Source organism: Kitasatospora sp. NPDC093679 (assembly GCF_040683455.1).
In the GTDB taxonomy this organism is placed as follows: domain Bacteria; phylum Actinomycetota; class Actinomycetes; order Streptomycetales; family Streptomycetaceae; genus Kitasatospora; species Kitasatospora arboriphila.
The window spans coordinates 1-16,669 of the sequence record NZ_JBFBDW010000063.1 but is presented as its reverse complement, the minus strand read 5'-3'; the positions used below and the strand labels follow the sequence as shown (position 1 = coordinate 16,669).

The following is a 16,669-nucleotide window of genomic DNA, read 5'->3' as shown; positions in this document are numbered from 1 at the left end:
CGTGGCCGCGGGCGAGAACCCTCCGCCGCAGGCCGGGCAGGCGCCGCACGGACTGCGGGCGGGGCTGCACGGGCTGACCACCCGGGGGCGGTCCTTCCTCGCCGCCGGGATCACCGCCTCGCTGTGCGCGTACGTCTTCGGGCAGGACGCGCTGCTGCGGGTGGGTGTGCTGCTGGCGGCGCTGCCGCTGGTCTCCGCGCTCTGGCTGCTGCGCACCCGCTACCGGGTGGCGGGCGGCCGACGGCTGTCCCCGCACCGCACCCCGGCGGGCCACGAGGCCCGGGTGCACCTGCGGCTGGACAACGTGTCCCGGATGCCCACCGGCGTGCTGATGCTGGAGGACCGCGTCCCGTACGTGCTCGGGCCGCGGCCGCGGTTCGTGCTGGACCGGGTCGAGTCGCACGGCTACCGCGAGGTGTCCTACCGGGTCCGCTCCGATCTGCGCGGCCGCTATCCGCTGGGCCCGCTGCAGCTGCGGCTGTCCGACCCGTTCGGGATGTGCGAGCTGGGCCGCTCGTTCAACGCCTCCGACGTGCTGACGGTGGTGCCGCAGGTCGTTCCGCTGCCGCCGGTGCGGCTGCCGGGCGAGCGGGCCGGGCACGGCGACACCAACGCCCGGGCGCTGGCGCTGGCCGGCGACGACGACGTGATCCCGCGCGAGTACCGGCACGGCGACGACCTGCGCCGGGTGCACTGGAAGTCCACCGCGCGGTACGGCGAGCTGATGGTCCGCCGCGAGGAGCAGCCGCTGCGGGCGCACGCCGCGGTGCTGCTGGACACCCGGGAGATCGCGCACCGCGGCTCCGGGCCGGGCTCCTCCTTCGAGTGGGCGGTGAGCTGCGCGGCGTCCGTCGGCGTCCACCTGGTCGACCGCGGCTACCGGACGCGGCTGGTCACCGACACCGGCCGCGCGGTGCCGTCCGCGGGCAACCCGGCCGCGACGACGCCCGCCGAGGCGAACGGGCTGCTGCTGGACGAGCTCGCGGTGGTCGACCACTCCGACGGCGGCGGGCTGGCCCGCGCCGAGGAGGTGCTGCGCGGCGGCGAGGGCCTGCTGGTCGCGATCGTCGGCTCCCTCGACTCCGAGCAGTTGGAGCGGCTGTGCGGGCTGCGCCGCCGGGCCGCCGGCGCGGTGCTGTTCCTGCTGGACACGGCGACCTGGGCGGGGCTGCGGCACCTGCTGCCGGACACCTCCGACGGCGACTTCGAGGAGCAGCAGAAGATGCTGCGGCGGGCCGGCTGGACGGTGCTGCCGGTGAAGGCCGGCGCCTCGCTGCCCGAGCTGTGGCGTTCGGCCGACCGTACCGAGCAGTCGAGCCCCTACCGAGACGAGGTCGGCGCGTGACCACCCGGGCCCGTTTGACGATCAGCGCGGCGACGGCGACGGCGCTCACCGCACTGTGCCTGCTGCCGCTGATCACCACGCACGGCTGGTTCGTGCAGGCCGTCCTGCTGGTCCTGGTCGCGGCCGGGGCCGGCACCGGGCTGCGCCGCCTCGCCCTCGCCGGCTGGGCGGTGACCCCGCTGCAGCTGCTGATCGTGCTGTACGCGCTGATGCTGCTGTCGGTGCGCCGGTCGATGGCCTGGGGGCTGCTGCCCGGCGGCCGGGCGCTGGACGCGCTGAGCGGGCTGCTCACCCAGGCCGGCACGGACCTCGGCCAGTACGCGGTGCCCGCGCCGGACACGGCGGGCCTGCGGCTGGTGCTGGTCGGGTCGGTCGCCCTGATCGCGGTGCTGGTGGACGCGCTGGCGGTGACCCACCGGCGGGCGGCGGCGGCCGGTCTGCCGCTGCTGGCGCTGTACTCGGTGGGCTGCGGCCTGTCCGGGGTGGGCTCGGGTTCGTGGATCTGGTTCCTGCCCGCGGCCGGCGGCTACCTGCTACTGCTGCGCGCCGAGGGCCAGGACCGGCTGTCGCGCTGGGGCCGGGTGTTCAGCGGCCGGGGCAAGGCGACGAACACGCCGCCGGTGCACAGCGGGCACCGGGTCGGTGTGATCGCGCTGGTGCTGGCGGTGGCGGTGCCGGCGTTCCTGCCGCAGGCGGGCCTGGGGCTGGTCGGGGCGATCGGCGGCAGCGGCGGTTCGGGCTCCGGCAGCGGGTCCGGGTACCACGTGACCTCGCTGAACCCGGTGGTGGCGCTGACCGAGAGCCTGCACCGGACGGACGCGGTGCCGCTGCTGCAGTACCGCACCACCGCGCAGTCCGTCGGCGAGATGTACCTGCGGATCGGCGCGCTGGACGAGTTCAACGGCGTCGACTGGCGGTTCTCCCCGCAGAAGCTGCAGCAGCGGCCCGAGCCGCTGCCGAAGCCCGCGGGCCTGTCCTCGGCGGTCGCGGTCACCCGGGCGGACACCCACGTGGCGATCTCGCAGAACCTGCGCACCGACTGGCTGCCGCTGCCGTACCCGGCGAACTCGGTGAAGGTGCAGGGCAACTGGCGGTACGAGCCGGAGACCCGCACCGTGGTCGGTGCGGACGGCCAGAAGACGGACGGCCTCACGTACGACGTGACCAGCCTGGACGTGCGGCCGACCGCCGAGCAGCTGCGCTCGGCCGGCCCCGTCCCCGCCGACCTGCCCGGGCGCTACCTGCAGCTGCCGGACTCGTTGCCGGCGCAGGTGGCGAGGACGGCCCAGGAGGTGACGGCGGGCAAGGACAACGCCTTCGACCGCGCGGTGGCGCTGCAGGACTGGTTCACCTCGCCGCAGTTCCACTACGACACCGACATCGAGGCCGGCACCGGCAGCACCGCGATCCTGAAGTTCCTCCAGGACCGGCGGGGCTTCTGCGTGCACTTCGCGTCGACCATGGCCGCGATGGCCCGCACCCTGGGCATCCCGGCCCGGGTGGCGATCGGCTTCACGCCGGGCAGTTCCAACGACGGTTCGGTGTACGTGGTGCGGTCGACCAACTACCACGCCTGGCCGGAGCTGTACTTCGCGGGCACCGGGTGGGTGCGCTTCGAGCCGACGCCGTCGGCCGGGCAGGGCGCGATCGCGCCGAGCTACGCCCGGCCGGAGACCGCCCCGTCCGCCGGGGCGACCACGGCGCAGCCGACCGACGAGCCGAGCGGCGCCGCGTCGGCCTCGCCGGGTGCGGCCAACAGCTGCGGCGGCGGCCACCGCGCGGAGGACTGCGCGGACCAGCAGACCGCCGCGGACCAGGCCGTGCACGGCGAGCCGTGGTGGCTGTCCTGGCGGGCGCTGGCGACGTTCTCGCTGGTGGCGTCGGCCCTGGTGCTGCTGGCGGTGCCGGCGCTGTGGCGGGCGAGGCTGCGGCGGCGCCGGCTCGGCGCCGGACGGCACCTGGCGGGTGCCGACCGCACGGAGCTCACCGACGCGCAGGTGCTGGCCGCCTGGCAGGAGTTGATCGACTCGGCCTGGGACCTCGGCATCCCGCCGGACGACGCCAGTACGCCGCGTCGCACCGTGGCGCGGATCGCGCGGCTCGGTTCGCTGGACGTCGAGGCGCAGGCGGCCGCGGGCCGGGTGGCGCTCGCCACCGAGCAGGTGCTGTACGCCCGGGAGACCGGGCCGGTGCCGCCGCTCGGCGCGGACGTGCTCGCGACCCGTGAGGCGCTGCGGGCGTCGGTCGGCCGGTACGGCCGGCTGCGGGCGGTGCTGCTGCCGCCGTCGGCGGTGCGCCTGTGGTGGCGGGCCACCGAGCGGGTCGGCGCGGTGCGGCAGGCGGTGCGCGGCCGCTTCGACACGGTGGCGGGTGCGGTGCGCACGGTTGTCCGCCGGGTGCTGCGGCGTCCGCCCGAGGAGGACGGCCGGTCCTGACCGGTCCCGCTCCCGGCCCGCCGGACGACGGCGCCGGGGGCGGGCAGTTCGGTGAACTGCCCGCCCCCGGCGGTCGGTCGCTCGTGCTTCCGGTGGTTCCTAGAGGCCGTCGTGTTCGTCGCGGCGGCGTTGCCAGCGCTGTTCCATCCGGTCCATCACGTTCGCCTTGCGGCGGGGAGCGGGGGATGCCTTGGGGCCCGATCCGTGCCCGAGGGCACCGCGTCGCCATCCGGTCACGGCGAGGACCGCGCAGCCAAGCATCACCAGGAAACCGATCACGCTCACCCAGATCAGCTGGGCGACCATGCCTCCCATCAGGAGACCGACGCCAGCCACGAACCCTGCGGCGGCCAGGTAGACCCTCCGACGGGTGTAGGTGCGCAGGCCGGTTCCCTCAAGCGCTGACGCGAATTTGGGATCTTCGGCGTACAGCGCTCGCTCCATCTGCTCGAGCAGTCGCTGCTCGTGCTCCGAGAGCGGCACGGAGTCCTCCTACTCGTCGGTCGCGGGGCGACCGGTCCGCCACCCCTGGGCCTGATCCTGTGAGGTCCATATGCCCCAGGCGTTCGGGTGTCATGCTTTCCGGCTTTACCCAGATCATACGGTCCACAGGGCCTGTTCGGGGTGGTCGTGGACACGTGCCATCGACCACTTCGGAGCCGCCCTGCACCGGTGCCAACGCCCCTGCCCGCGCACAAGTGCCCGGATCATCGGAATCTCCGCAGCCCAAGGGGCGCGGCGGCGCCCGGCGGCGGGCTCAGACGAGGGCGGCCAGCAGGTGGAGCTGGGTGGCGACGGCGTGGAAGGCGGGCTCCTCGGCGGCGGCCAGCTCCAGCTTGAGCAGGGCCTCCATCGCGCCCGGCTCGGTGTCGACGAGCACCCCGGGGACGAGGTCGGCGAAGACCCGTACGCCGTGCACGGAGCGCACCCGGAGGCCGGCCCCGGCGGTCAGGCCGGACAGCTCCTCGCCGGTGAAGCGGCGCGGCATCGGGTCGCCGGCGCCCCAGCGGCCGTCCTCGGCGTCCAGCACCGCGCGGGCGTCGGCGAAGTGGCCGGCCAGGGCGCGGGCGAGCACCGCGCCGTTGCGGTTGGCGGCGAGCAGGCTCACCAGGCCGCCCTTGCGCAGCGTGCCGGCGAGGCTGCCGAGCGCCTGTGCCGGGTCGTCAACGACCTCCAGCACGCCGTGGCACAGCACGGCGTCCACCGAGCCGGCCTCGACCACCTCGGGCAGCGTCTGGGTGTCGCCCTGGACGGCGCGGACGAGGCCGGTGACCCCGGCCTCGTCGGCGCGCCGCTCCAGTGCGAAGAGCGCGTCCGGGCTCGGGTCGACGACCGTGACGCGGTGGCCGAGCCGGGCCACCGGCACCGCGAAGTTGCCGGTGCCGCCGCCCGTGTCGAGGACGTCCAGCACCGGCCGGTCGAGCTCCGCGGTGCGCTGCTCCAGGGCGGTGCGCAGCACCTCCCAGACCACGGCGGTACGCAGGGCACTGCGGGGGCGCGTCGGGTACACGGCGGAGCTCCTCGGTACTGGGATCGATCACCGAACGCCACCACCTTAGGCCCTGCGGTGCCGGCCGAACGGCGCCCGACGGCCGCGGGCCGCTACGCCAGCGGCAGGGGCTGCTGGGGGACGGCCGGACTCAGCCCCAGCAGGCGCTCGACGATCCGCAGGTACAGCCCGGTGTTGCGGATCAGGTCGTCGGCGTCGCGGGCGGTCGCCGCGGTACGGATGCCGGCCTCGGCGGCGGCCCGTCGGCGTGCGCCGGCGGCGAAGTAGACGGCCCACTCGGTGAGTTCGGGGGCGACCCCGGGCAGCAGCTCCCAGGCGCTGCGGATGGCCTTGCGGCGGCGCGGGTTGCCCTCGGGCCGGCCGCGCACCGCGAGCACGGCGGCGGTGGTGCGCAGCGCGGCGAGGTGGGCGGTGGCGTAGCGCTCCAGCGGGTCCGGCAGGCCGCGGGCGGCGGTGAGGGTGCGGTGGGCCTGGCGGAGCAGGTCGAGGGCGGCGGGCGGGGCGTCCGTCCGGCGCACCACGGGGTGGACGTCGGCGGGGCGGGTGCGTCCGGCGGGCAGGGTCTCGGCGACAGGGTGGCGGGTGACGCGCTCGGGGCGGCTGATGGTCATGGTCTCCCCCGGTCCGATGCGGGTTGCCCGGGCCGGGCGGCCCGCGCCACTCCAGCGTGGCAACCGCCACTGACAATCCCGGGTGCGAACGGTCCGCCGGGGGTGCGGGAAGCACGGCGGCGGGAGGAGCGGCGGGGGCGGCGGCGCCGCGGCCGGACCGGCACCCCCGTCGCCGTCCGGCCGGGCGCCGCCGCCCCGCACGTCTGCCGGAGGCCGTTCCCCCGGCCTCCGGTCTCCCCCGGTCGGGCCGTCCCCCCGGACCGCGCTCCGCCGCCCCGTGCCGGCGGTGCGCGGCCCCGAACGGCCCGTGCACGCGACCGGGCCGGCCCGTCGGTCCCCCACGGTCGGCGGACGGCCCCGTCGCTTCCCGGACGGTGCTTCGCGCTCACCCCGTCCGGCGCCCACCACTATGGCGTCCCCGCAGGTCAGGGGGTATCCGTCGGCGTACTCATTCGTGGCCCTGAGTATCCGTACTCAGTCCCCGGGCGGGCCGGCGCCCGGGAACCGGCGGGCCGTGCGGCGCGTCCTTGGAGCACCGGTACGGTACGTCCCGACCGCCCGGGTGTCGGGCGGCCCTGCCGGAGGGGAGCAGAGTTGAGCATCATCCCGTTGATCTTCACCAGCGGATGGGCGAGCGGTGTCAACGCCTACGCCGTGGTCCTGCTGCTCGGCCTGTTCGGCCGGTTCGGCGGCGCCGAGTCGGTGCCGCCGGCGCTGGAGCGCACGGACGTGCTGATCGCCGCCGCGGTGCTGTTCCTCTGCGAGGCGGTGGCCGACAAGATCCCGTACGTGGACTCGGTGTGGGACGTGGTGCACACCGTGATCCGCCCGGCCGCGGGCACCGTCGTCGGCGTGCTGATGGCGAGCAACGACCCCGGCTCGCTGAGCGAGATCGCCGCGGGCGCGCTCGGCGGCACGACGGCGCTGGTCAGCCACGGCATCAAGGCCTCGCTGCGGATGGCGGTCAACACCTCGCCCGAGCCGGCCTCGAACATCGTGGTCAGCCTGCTGGAGGACCTCTCGGTGGCCGGCCTGGTCACCCTGGCGGTCTTCCACCCGTGGGTGGCGGCCTCGGCGGCCGCGGTGCTGCTGGTGGTCGGGGTGCTGCTGGTCTGGTTCGCGGTCTCCCGCATCCGCCGCTTCCTCCAGCGCCGCCGCGAGCGCAGGGCCGCGCGCACCGCGGCCGTCCAGCCGCAGTACTGACGACGGCGCCGGGGGCGGCAGCCCCCGGGTGACCTGCGCGGGTTCGCCCGTAGACTCAGCGCCCATGGCACGGATCGTCATCATCGGCGCAGGCATGGCCGGACTCGCGGCAGCGGCCCGGCTCGGCACCCTCGGCCACCGGGTGACGGTGTGCGAGGCCGCCCCGACGTACGGCGGCATGGTCGGCCGGTACGAGCGGGGCGGCTTCGCCTTCGACACCGGGCCGGGCGTGCTCAACCTGCCGGCCGTCTACCGGGACCTGGCGCTGAAGAGCGGCCGGGAGCCGCTGGAGCAGCTGGTCGACCTCGTCCCGGTGGAGCCGGAGAGTCGGCACCTCTTCCCCGACGGCACCGACCTGGTGCTGCCGAACGCCTCCCGCGGCGGCGTCGCCAAGGCCCTGGACACGGCCTTCAGCACCGGCTCGGGCGACCGCTGGGGCGAGGTGATGAACCGCGGCCGGGCGGTCTGGGAGGCCACCCGCCGCCCGCTGATGGAGGAGCCGCTGCCCGAGGGCCGGCTCGCCGACCCCTACCCGCGGCCGCCGCGCCGCGGCCCCGCCAAGTGGCTGCCGCGCGGCTCGTACACCCTCGGCGACGTGGCCCGCCGCGAACTCGGCGACCATCCCGGGCTGACGGCGCTGCTCACCGAGTACGCGACCCGGTTCGGCCTCGGGCCGGACGCTCCGGCCGGGGCGACCGTGCTGGCGTACATGGAGCAGTCCTTCGGCGTCTGGTACGTCCGCGGCGGCATCCGGGCGCTGGCCGACGCGGTGTTCCGCCGCTGCGAGCAGCGCGGGGCCGAGTTCCGCTTCGACACCCGGGTGGCCGGGGTGCTGACCGCGGGCGGCCGGGCCTGCGGGGTGCTCACGGCCGACGGCGAGCGGATCGAGGCCGACCTGGTGCTCTCCTCCTCGCCCGACCCGGGCCTCGGGTGGCAGAAGCCGGGCAGCGGGCTCGGCCGGGTGCGGGTGCTGCTCGCCCTGCGCGGGGCCCGGCCGGAGGGCACCGTGCACCGGACGGTGGTGCACGCGGAGAACGCCGGCTGGGAGATGGAGGCACTGCTGCACGAGGACAGCGTCCCCGAGGGGCCGACCGTGCAGGTGCTGCGGCCGGACGACCCCTCCCTGGTACCGGACGCCGACCACGAGGCGGTCACCCTCACCGTCACCTGCGGGGTGCGCGAGGGCGACGACCTGGACGCCTACGCGGGCCACCTGCTCGACCACCTGGCGAAGTCCGGGCTGGACCTGCGCGAGCGGGTGCTGTGGCGCGAGGTGCGGTCCACGCCGTGGGTGCCCGTCCCCTCGCTGGCGGGCGGCACCCTCAACCCGCCGAACGGGACGGGTGTCCCGGGCCTGTACCGGATCGGCGGCGGCGCCCACCCCGGCGGCGGGCTCGCCCGGGTCGGCATGTCCGCCTCGATCACCGCCGGGCTGATCGGCCCGGCCTGACGGCCGGCCGCCGGGCTCAGCCCTGCTGCTGGTAGTCCCAGGTCTGCTGCTGGTACTGACCCTGCTGCTGCGGGACGGCCGGCTGCTGCTGGTACTCCCAGCCCTGCTGGTAGTACTGGCCCTGCTGCTGGGCCTGGAACTGCTGCGCCTGCTGGGCGGCGAACTGCTGCGCGGCGTACGGGTCCTGCTGGTACTGGGCGTAGGCGGCCTGCTGCGCGTAGGCGGCCTGCTGGCCGTACGCGTCCTGCTGGTACTGGACGTGGGCGACCTGCTGCTGCGCCGCCCACTGCTGCTCCCAGCCGTAGCCGGCCTGCTGCTGGGCGTACGCGTCCTGGTGGGCGGCCTGCTGCGGGAAGCCCTGCTGGGTCCAGACCTGCTGCTCCTGCTGCTGGTACGCCTGCGGCTCGGCGTAGACGCCGTCGGCGGCGACCTCCTCGACCTCGGTGTACGCGGCGAGGGCCACGTCGGGCTCGACCGGGCCGACCTCGCCGACGACCGGCGGCTCGGGCAGGGCCGTCTCCTCGGCGCCGGCCGCACCGCCGGTGGCGGCGCTCAGCAGCGGGACACGGGCCAGCGGGCCGGGCAGGGCGCCGTCCTCGCGGCGCAGCGACCAGCCGGCGACGAAACCGCGCTTCACCGAGGTGGTCACGAAGAACTGGCCGACCGCGAAGGCGGCCGCGCCGATGCCGATGACCAGCACCGACTGCAGCCGCATGCCGCCGACCACCAGGAGGAAGCCGGCCAGGGCGACGCCGCGCCACACCAGCGGGGCACGGTTCTGCAGCAGCAGTTCGGCGATCAGCCAGAGCGCGACGACCGCGAGTGCGGCGTACAGCAGCAGGTACCCGATGCCCATCCTGCTACCTCCACTCGCGCGCCCCGCATGTGCGGGCGACTGTACAGGCTGCGGGCGAACACCACTGCATCCTCGGCAGGACCGGCCTCAGCGCCGGTGCAGGCCGAGGTTCTGGTAGATCTCCAGCGTCGAGGTGGAGTGGTTGAGGGTGATGAAGTGCAGGCCCGGCGCACCCTCGGCGAGCAGCCGCTCGGACATCGCGGTGGCGTGCTCGATGCCCACCGCCCGCACCGCGTCCGGGTCGTCGGCGACGGCCAGGAAGCGGGCCTTCAGCTCCTCCGGGAAGTCGGAGCCGGACAGCTGCGGGAAGCGCTCCAGCTGCCGGATGTTGGTGACCGGCATGATCTCCGGGATGATCGGCGTGGTGCAGCCCGCCGCCGCGACCCGGTCGCGCAGCCGCAGGTAGTCCTCCACCTCGAAGAACATCTGGGTGATCGCGTAGTCGGCGCCGGCCCGGCACTTGGCGACGAAGTGGCGGATGTCCTCGTCCCAGTTCTCCGACCGCGGGTGCATCTGCGGGAAGGCGGCCACGCCCACGCAGAAGTCGCCGATCCCCTTGATCAGCTCGACCAGCTCGTAGGCGTAGGTGACGCCCTCCGGGTGCCGGACCCACGCGCCCATCGGGTCGCCGGGCGGGTCGCCGCGCACCGCGAGCACGTTGCGCACGCCCTCGTCGGCGTACTGGCCGATGATGTTGCGCAGCTCGGCCACCGAGTGGTCGACGGCGGTCAGGTGGGCGACCGGGGTCAGGGTGGTCTCGGTCGCGATCCGGCCGACCATGTTGACCGTCCGGCTGCGCGAGGAGCCCCCGGCGCCGTAGGTCATGCAGACGAAGTTGGGGTCGAGCGCCTCGACCCGGCGGATCGCGTCCCAGAGGCGGCGCTCGCCGACCTCGTTGCGCGGCGGCATGAACTCGAAGGAGAACGAGCGGTCACCGGCCGCCAGCAGGTCCCGGACGGTCGGCGCGTGGTCGGTCCGGGTGGAGGGGATGCCGAGTGCCATGCTGGCAGGCTAGCGGTCAGGCGCGGAGGGTGACCAAACGTAGTCCACTGAATGAGACGTGCACGTGGGACACCGCGTGACCGGGGCCACCCGCGGGTCCGCGCCGACCGGCGCGGACGACCGATTCGGGCCCCGGACGACCGCCGGATAGGCTGATTGTCAGCCCAATGATCCGGAGTCCCACCGTGCCCTCCTCCACCAGCCTGCCGGCCAACCCGATCGACCGGGAGGCCGTGCGTGACCGCGTGAACGCCGCGCTCGCCGCCTTCATGGACGGCCGGAGCACCCTGCTCGCCGGCATCTCCCCCCAGCTCGGCCCGGTCTCCGAGGCACTGCGCGACTTCCTGCTCGACGGCGGCAAGCGGCTGCGGCCCGCCTTCTGCTACTGGGGCTGGCGCGGCGCCGGCGGCGCCGCCGACCACCCCGGCATCGCCGCCGCCGCCGCCGCCCTCGAACTGCTGCAGGCCAGCGCCCTCGTCCACGACGACCTCATGGACCGCAGCGACACCCGCCGCGGCCTGCCCTCGGTCCACCGCCGCTTCGAGGGCCTGCACCGCGAGCACGGCTGGCGCGGCGACCGCGAGCAGTACGGCGCCAGCGCCGCCGTCCTGCTCGGCGACCTGCTGCTGATCTGGTGCGACGAACTGTTCCAGAGCTCCGGGCTGCCGGACGACGCGGTACGGGCCGCCAAGCCCGTCTTCGACCTCATGCGCACCGAGGTCATGGTCGGCCAGTACCTCGACGTCCTCGAACCGGTCGCCGGGGACTCCGCCGACGCCGGGGCGCTCGACCGGGCGCAGACCGTCCTGCACTACAAGTCCGCGAAGTACACCATCGAACGGCCGCTCCAGGTCGGCGCCCTGCTCGCCGGCGCCGGACCCGGACTCGTCGAGGCCTACGGGGCGTTCGGGCTGCCGCTCGGCGAGGCCTTCCAGCTCCGCGACGACCTGCTCGGCGTCTTCGGCGACCCCGCCGTCACCGGCAAGCCCGCCGGGGACGACCTCCGCGAGGGCAAGCGGACCCTCCTCGTCGCCCACGCCATGCGGGGGCTCTCCCCCGCGGACGCCCGGCACCTCGACGAGCGGCTCGGCGCGGCCGACCTGACGGCCGAGGAGATCCCCGTCCTGCGCGGGCTGGTGGAGCGCAGCGGCGCGGCCGACCGCGTCGAACGGCGCATCGGGGAACTCCTCGAACAGTCCCTCGCCGCCCTCGACGCCGCCCCCCTCGCCGACGGCCCCGCCCGCCCCACCCTCCTCGCGCTCGCCGAAGCCGCCACCGTCCGCAAGCACTGACGAACGGCTTGAACCAGGGGATGCACACCAGGGGCGTGTGGGGGCACCTCCCGGCCGAAGGCCGGGGGAGAACCGCGCAATCCGGATGCGGGTCACCGTACGGAACTCGGCTTGGCCCGTTCCGTCGTGACGGCCGCTCCCGGGCTGCGCAGTTCCCCGCGCCCCTGTGGTACCCCTCGCCGGGCCTGCCTGGCCTCAGGCGTCGCGGAGGCGGCGGGCCAGGGAGGCCGCGGCCGCGCCCGGGTCCTCGGCTGCGGTGATGGCGCGGACGACGACGATCCGTCGCGCCCCCGCGGCGAGCACCTCGTCGAGGTTGCTGCCGTCGATGCCGCCGATGGCGAACCACGGACGGTCCGTCACGGCCTTCGCCGCGTAGGAGACCAGGCCGAGGCCGGGGGCCGGGCGGCCGGGCTTGGTGGGGGTGGGCCAGACGGGGCCGGTGCAGAAGTAGTCCACGCCGGCCTCGGCGACCGCCGCGTCGACCTCGGCCTCGGCGTGGCAGGACCGCCCGATCAGGACGTCCTCGCCGAGGATCGCGCGGGCCGCCGGCACCGGCAGGTCGTCCTGCCCGAGGTGCAGCACCTGCGGTCCGGCGGCGTGCGCCACGTCCGCCCGGTCGTTGACCGCGAAGAGCTTGCCGTGGCGGCGGGCCGCGTCGGCGAAGACCTCCAGGTACTCCAGCTCCTGGCGGGCCTCCAGGTTCTTGTCCCGGAGCTGGACGATGTCCACCCCGCCGGCCAGCACCGCGTCGAGGAACTCGGCCAGGTCGCCCTGCTCGCGGCGGGCGTCGGTGCACAGGTAGAGCCGGGCGTCGGCCAGCTGCTCGCGCGGGTAGGCCATCAGAGCGCCATCGCCTGGGCGCGGCGCTTGACCTCGGTGGCGCGGTTCTCGTGCAGGGCCTGGATGGGGCTGCCGGGCAGCGACGGGTCCTCGGTGAAGAGCCACTCGAGGATCTCCTCGTCGCTGAAGCCGGAGTCGCGCAGGACGGTCAGGGTGCCGATCAGGTGCTTGACCGGACCGTCCGGCGTGATGAACGCGGCGGGCACCTGCAGCGACCTGTTCTCGCCGCGGCGGACGGCCAGCAGGGTGTTGGCCTTCACCATGTTGCGGACCTCCGTGACCTGCACACCCCACAGTTCGGAGATGTCGGGCAGGTACATCCAGGCCGGGACCAGGGCGTCAATCTTGGGATCGATCTCACTCACGGCACCAGACTGCCACCTGCCGGGCCCCGCGCGCACGCAGCCCGCCCGGCCAGCCCGGTACCGATGACGGATCGTGACCGGACGACCGCCGAGGGCGGCGGCCCCGGGTGGGCGCGGCTCAGGCCGCGGCGGCCTTCAGCTGGACGGCCGGGTCGGCGGCGCGGGCGCGGTCCAGCGGGGTGCCGCGCTCGATGAGCCGCTTCGCCTGGTTGAGGTCGCGGGGCCGGTCCACGGCGAGCAGGGCGACGGCGGCGCCGCCGCGCAGCCACAGCACCGACCAGGACGGCTCGTCGGGGCTGCCGCGCCACAGCAGTTCGTCGGCGTCGGCGTGCCGGCCGGCGTACTGGACCATGCGGCCGAACTGCTCGGACCAGAAGTACGGCACCGGGTCGTAGGGGGTCTCGGAGCCCAGCAGCGAGGCGGCCGCGGCGGCGCCGGACTGCAGGGCGTGGTCCCAGTGCTGGACGGTGAGCCGGGTGCCGGAGCGGCGCGAGGGGTAGGAGGTGCAGTCGCCGGCCGCCCACACGCCGGGGGCGCCGGTGCGCAGCCGCTCGTCGACCAGGACGGCGCCGGCCGCGTCGAGGGCGACGCCGGAGCCGGCCAGCCAGCGGGTGGCGGGGCGGGCGCCGATGCCGACAACGACGTGGTCGGCGTCGATCCGGCTGCCGTCGGCGAGCAGCAGGCCGGCGGGTTCGACGGCGGCGACGCCGGTGCCGCAGCGCAGGTCGACGCCGGCGTCCGCGTACCAGCGGGCCATCAGGGCGCCGAGTTCGGCGGGGAGGGCTCCGGGCAGCGGTGCGGGGCCGGCCTCGACGACGGTCACGTGGCAGCCGAGCTGCCGGGCGACGGTGGCGGTCTCGGCGCCGATCCAGCCGGCGCCGACCAGGGCGATCCGGGTGCCGGGGGTGAGGTCGGCGCGCAGCGCGAGGGCGTCGTCGAGGGTGCGCAGCATGCGGGTGCCGGTGGCGGCGGGCAGGGTGGTGGCCTCGGCGCCGGTGGCGATCACCAGGGCGTCGTGGGCGAGCGGGCCGGCGTCGGTGTGCAGGACGCCGGGTTCGAGGCCGGTGGCGCGGCGGCCGAGCAGCAGCTCGACGCCGAGCTGCTCCCAGTCGATGTCGAAGGCGGTGGAGTCGCTCTTGCCGAGCAGGACGTCCTTGGAGAGCGGCGGCCGGTCGTACGGGCGGTGCGGCTCGTCGCCGACCAGCGCGACCGTCCCGCGGAAGCCGCCCTGGCGCAGGGCGAGGGCGCACTGGGCGCCGGCCATGCCGGTGCCGGCGATCAGGACGCGGTCCGTTCCGTTCAGCTCTGCCACGGCGGCCACCCTATCGGCCGGGGTGTCCAGCCCGTGTACGCCCTTTCGGGGTGGGCGACACCCGGCGTTATGGTGGGTGCACACCACACGGGAGCCCGGTGCACCGGGCTGAGAGGCGGGCTGGAGCGGCCTGCGACCGTCCGAACCTGATCCGGGTCATGCCGGCGAAGGGAGAATCAGCGACGTGGCACGGTCCCATTCAGACGTGCTGGTGGTCGGCGGCGGCATCATCGGGCTCGGCGTCGCCTGGCGGGCGGCGCAGCGCGGCCTGGCCGTGGCCCTGGTCGATCCCGTGCCCGGCGGCGGTGCCGCGCAGGTCGCGGCGGGCATGCTGGCGCCGGTGACGGAGCTGCAGTACGGCGAGGAGCCGCTGCTGCGCCTGGGCATGGCGTCGAACGAGCGGTACGCCGCGTTCGCGGCCGAGCTGACCGAAGTGACGGGCCTGGACACCGGCTACCGGCGGACCGGGACGCTGGCGGTGGCGCTGGACGCGGACGACCGCGAGGAACTGCGCGAGTTGCACGCCTTCCAGGCCCGGCTGGGCCTGGACTCGCAGTGGCTGACCGGCCGGGAGTGCCGCCGGCTGGAGCCGATGCTGGCGCCGGGGGTGCGCGGCGGTCTGCTGGTCACCGGGGACCACCAGGTGGACGGGCGGCGCCTCGCCCGGGCGCTGGTGGTGGCCTGCGAGCGGGCCGGGGTGGTGCTGCACCGGGAGTCCGCGGTCGAGCTGCTGGTCGAGGACGGCCGGGCGGCCGGGGTGCGGACGGACGGCGGCGCCGAGCTCGCGGCCGGACGGACGGTGCTGGCGGCGGGCTGCCGCAGCCATCTGCTGCCCGGTCTGCCGGAGGGGGTGCTGCCGCCGGTGCGGCCGGTGAAGGGCCAGGTGCTGCGGCTGCGGATTCCGGAGGCGTACCGGCCGTTCCTGTCGCGCAACGTGCGGGCGGTGGTCCGCGGGCAGCACATCTACCTGGTGCCGCGGGCGGACGGCGAGCTGGTGATCGGCGCGACCAGCGAGGAGCAGGGCTTCGACACCACGGTGACCGCCGGCGGGGTCTACGAACTGCTGCGCGACGCCCACGAGTTGGTACCGGGTCTGACCGAGCTGCCGCTGGTGGAGACCGGTGCCGGGCTGCGGCCCGGCTCGCCCGACAACGCGCCGCTGCTCGGCCCGACCCGGCTGCCCGGGCTGGTCGCCGCCACCGGCCACTACCGCAACGGCGTGCTGCTGACGCCGGTGACCGCCGACCTGCTCGGCGAGCACCTGGCGACCGGGAGCGTCCCGGAGCTCGCCGCCCCCTTCTCCCCCGACCGTTTCCACGCGAAGGCCCTCGCATGCTGAACACCGATCCGGTGCCCGTCCCTCTGACCGTCAACGGCGAGCCGCAGGAACTGCCTCCGGGCACCACGCTGGCCGAGGTGGTGGCCCGGGTGTCCGCCGCGAACACCGGGGTGGCGGCGGCGGTCAACGAGGCCGTGGTGCCGCGCGGCGCCTGGCCGGCCACCGTGCTCGGCGCGGGCGACCGGGTGGAGATCCTCACCGCCGTCCAGGGAGGCTGACGATGGCCGACGACCTGTTCACGATCGCGGGCACGGCGTTCACCTCGCGCCTGATCATGGGCACCGGCGGCGCCCCCAGCCTGGAGGTGCTGGAGCAGGCGCTGCAGGTGTCCGGCACCGAGCTGACCACGGTCGCGATGCGCCGGGTCAACGCCTCGACCCAGGGGTCGGTGCTCGACGTGCTGACCCGCAACGGGATCCGGGTGCTGCCCAACACCGCGGGCTGCTTCACCGCCGGCGAGGCGGTGCTGACGGCCCGTCTGGCCCGCGAGGCGCTCGGCACCGACTGGGTGAAGCTGGAGGTGATCGCGGACGAGCGGACGCTGCTGCCCGACCCGATCGAACTGCTGGACGCCGCCGAGACCCTGGTCGACGACGGTTTCACGGTGCTGCCGTACACCAACGACGACCCGGTGCTGGCGCGGAAGCTGGAGGACGTCGGCTGCGCGGCGATCATGCCGCTGGGGTCGCCGATCGGCTCGGGCCTGGGGATCCGCAACCCGCACAACTTCCAGCTGATCGTGGAGGGCGCGGGCGTGCCGGTCGTCCTGGACGCCGGCGCGGGCACCGCCTCCGACGTGGCGCTGGCGATGGAGCTGGGCTGCTCGGCGGTGATGCTGGCCTCGGCGGTGACGCGGGCTCAGGACCCGGTGCTGATGGCGGACGCGATGAAGCGGGCCGCCGAGGCCGGCCGGCTGGCGTACCGCGCGGGCCGCATCCCGCGCCGCTTCCACGCCGAGGCCTCCTCCCAGATGGCCGGCCGCGCCCACCTCGACACCCGCGAACACCCGGCGTTCTAGGCCGTGTCTCATAATTGATCTTGTGGTGGGTCGAGGAGAGATAACGGATGCTGCGTGGGCTCGGATCGAGCCGTTGCTGCCGCAGCGGGAC

General features: G+C 75.3%; 16 protein-coding genes and 1 riboswitch. Of the genes, 8 read left to right on the top strand and 8 right to left on the bottom strand.

Annotated elements, in window-relative coordinates; genetic code table 11:
* Position 1 precedes the first annotated feature (1 nt).
* The gene (locus AB0O09_RS33605) at positions 2 to 1,345 is read left to right on the top strand and encodes a DUF58 domain-containing protein (RefSeq protein WP_363548497.1); all 1,344 of its coding nucleotides are present in this window, start codon (positions 2 to 4) and stop codon (positions 1,343 to 1,345) included.
* The gene (locus AB0O09_RS33600) at positions 1,342 to 3,780 is read left to right on the top strand and encodes a DUF3488 and transglutaminase-like domain-containing protein (RefSeq protein WP_363548495.1); all 2,439 of its coding nucleotides are present in this window, start codon (positions 1,342 to 1,344) and stop codon (positions 3,778 to 3,780) included. Before AB0O09_RS33605 ends, AB0O09_RS33600 begins: the two co-directional genes overlap by 4 nt.
* A 99-nt stretch (positions 3,781 to 3,879) precedes the next feature.
* Here AB0O09_RS33600 and AB0O09_RS33595 read toward each other — a convergent pair whose 3' ends face one another.
* From AB0O09_RS33595 to AB0O09_RS33585, 3 genes are all read right to left on the bottom strand, one after another.
* Positions 3,880 to 4,263, bottom strand: coding sequence for a DUF3040 domain-containing protein (locus AB0O09_RS33595; RefSeq protein ID WP_030262858.1), 384 nt, complete (start codon positions 4,261 to 4,263; stop codon positions 3,880 to 3,882).
* Positions 4,264 to 4,537: 274 nt separating this feature from the next.
* Positions 4,538 to 5,290, bottom strand: a complete 753-nt coding sequence (locus AB0O09_RS33590) for a methyltransferase domain-containing protein (protein ID WP_363548493.1) — start codon at positions 5,288 to 5,290, stop codon at positions 4,538 to 4,540.
* Positions 5,291 to 5,382: 92 nt separating this feature from the next.
* On the bottom strand, positions 5,383 to 5,901 hold the full coding sequence (locus AB0O09_RS33585; protein WP_363548491.1) for an SAV_6107 family HEPN domain-containing protein: 519 nt from the start codon (positions 5,899 to 5,901) through the stop codon (positions 5,383 to 5,385).
* A 594-nt stretch (positions 5,902 to 6,495) separates the two neighbouring features.
* Here AB0O09_RS33585 and AB0O09_RS33580 point away from each other — a divergent pair.
* Together AB0O09_RS33580 and AB0O09_RS33575 are read left to right on the top strand one after the other, a co-directional pair.
* On the top strand, positions 6,496 to 7,104 hold the full coding sequence (locus tag AB0O09_RS33580; RefSeq protein ID WP_363548489.1) for a DUF4126 domain-containing protein: 609 nt from the start codon (positions 6,496 to 6,498) through the stop codon (positions 7,102 to 7,104).
* A 64-nt stretch (positions 7,105 to 7,168) separates the two neighbouring features.
* A complete protein-coding gene (locus AB0O09_RS33575) occupies positions 7,169 to 8,554 on the top strand; it encodes an NAD(P)/FAD-dependent oxidoreductase (RefSeq protein ID WP_363548487.1) in 1,386 nt (461 codons plus the stop codon).
* A gap of 16 nt (positions 8,555 to 8,570) precedes the next feature.
* Here AB0O09_RS33575 and AB0O09_RS33570 read toward each other — a convergent pair whose 3' ends face one another.
* Both AB0O09_RS33570 and metF read right to left on the bottom strand, forming a co-directional pair.
* Entirely contained in the window at positions 8,571 to 9,410 is an 840-nt protein-coding gene (locus AB0O09_RS33570) for a hypothetical protein (RefSeq protein WP_363548485.1), read from the bottom strand.
* An 87-nt stretch (positions 9,411 to 9,497) separates the two neighbouring features.
* Complete coding sequence (gene metF / locus AB0O09_RS33565) at positions 9,498 to 10,412, bottom strand: methylenetetrahydrofolate reductase [NAD(P)H] (protein WP_363548484.1); 915 nt, start codon at positions 10,410 to 10,412, stop codon at positions 9,498 to 9,500.
* A 167-nt stretch (positions 10,413 to 10,579) separates the two neighbouring features.
* Between metF and AB0O09_RS33560 the strand changes: the two genes are divergently transcribed.
* Entirely contained in the window at positions 10,580 to 11,704 is a 1,125-nt protein-coding gene (locus AB0O09_RS33560; RefSeq protein ID WP_363548483.1) for a polyprenyl synthetase family protein, read from the top strand.
* 195 nt (positions 11,705 to 11,899) lie between these two features.
* Here the strand turns inward: AB0O09_RS33560 and thiE are convergent, their stop codons facing one another.
* The 3 genes from thiE to AB0O09_RS33545 form a co-directional block, all read right to left on the bottom strand.
* Positions 11,900 to 12,544, bottom strand: a complete 645-nt coding sequence (gene thiE / locus AB0O09_RS33555; protein WP_363548481.1) for a thiamine phosphate synthase — start codon at positions 12,542 to 12,544, stop codon at positions 11,900 to 11,902.
* On the bottom strand, positions 12,544 to 12,909 hold the full coding sequence (locus tag AB0O09_RS33550) for an Rv2175c family DNA-binding protein (protein WP_344625988.1): 366 nt from the start codon (positions 12,907 to 12,909) through the stop codon (positions 12,544 to 12,546). Before AB0O09_RS33550 ends, thiE begins: the two co-directional genes overlap by 1 nt.
* A 118-nt stretch (positions 12,910 to 13,027) precedes the next feature.
* Positions 13,028 to 14,230 carry an FAD-dependent oxidoreductase gene (locus AB0O09_RS33545; protein WP_363548479.1) on the bottom strand — a complete coding sequence of 401 codons (1,203 nt, stop codon included), beginning with the start codon at positions 14,228 to 14,230 and terminating at the stop codon, positions 13,028 to 13,030.
* A gap of 68 nt (positions 14,231 to 14,298) precedes the next feature.
* Positions 14,299 to 14,411: riboswitch (TPP riboswitch) on the top strand.
* Here AB0O09_RS33545 and thiO point away from each other — a divergent pair.
* The 3 genes from thiO to AB0O09_RS33530 all read left to right on the top strand — a co-directional run bounded on the left by thiO (position 14,406) and on the right by AB0O09_RS33530 (position 16,578).
* Complete coding sequence (gene thiO, locus AB0O09_RS33540; RefSeq protein ID WP_344625990.1) at positions 14,406 to 15,560, top strand: glycine oxidase ThiO; 1,155 nt, start codon at positions 14,406 to 14,408, stop codon at positions 15,558 to 15,560. (Overlaps the previous riboswitch by 6 nt.)
* Positions 15,554 to 15,778 (top strand): sulfur carrier protein ThiS, encoded by a 225-nt coding sequence (gene thiS, locus AB0O09_RS33535; RefSeq protein ID WP_030262890.1) that lies wholly within the window; start codon positions 15,554 to 15,556, stop codon positions 15,776 to 15,778. The genes thiO and thiS overlap by 7 nt, the downstream gene beginning before the upstream one ends.
* 2 nt (positions 15,779 to 15,780) lie before the next feature.
* Entirely contained in the window at positions 15,781 to 16,578 is a 798-nt protein-coding gene (locus AB0O09_RS33530; RefSeq protein WP_363548477.1) for a thiazole synthase, read from the top strand.
* The last annotated feature ends 91 nt before the right edge of the window (positions 16,579 to 16,669 follow it).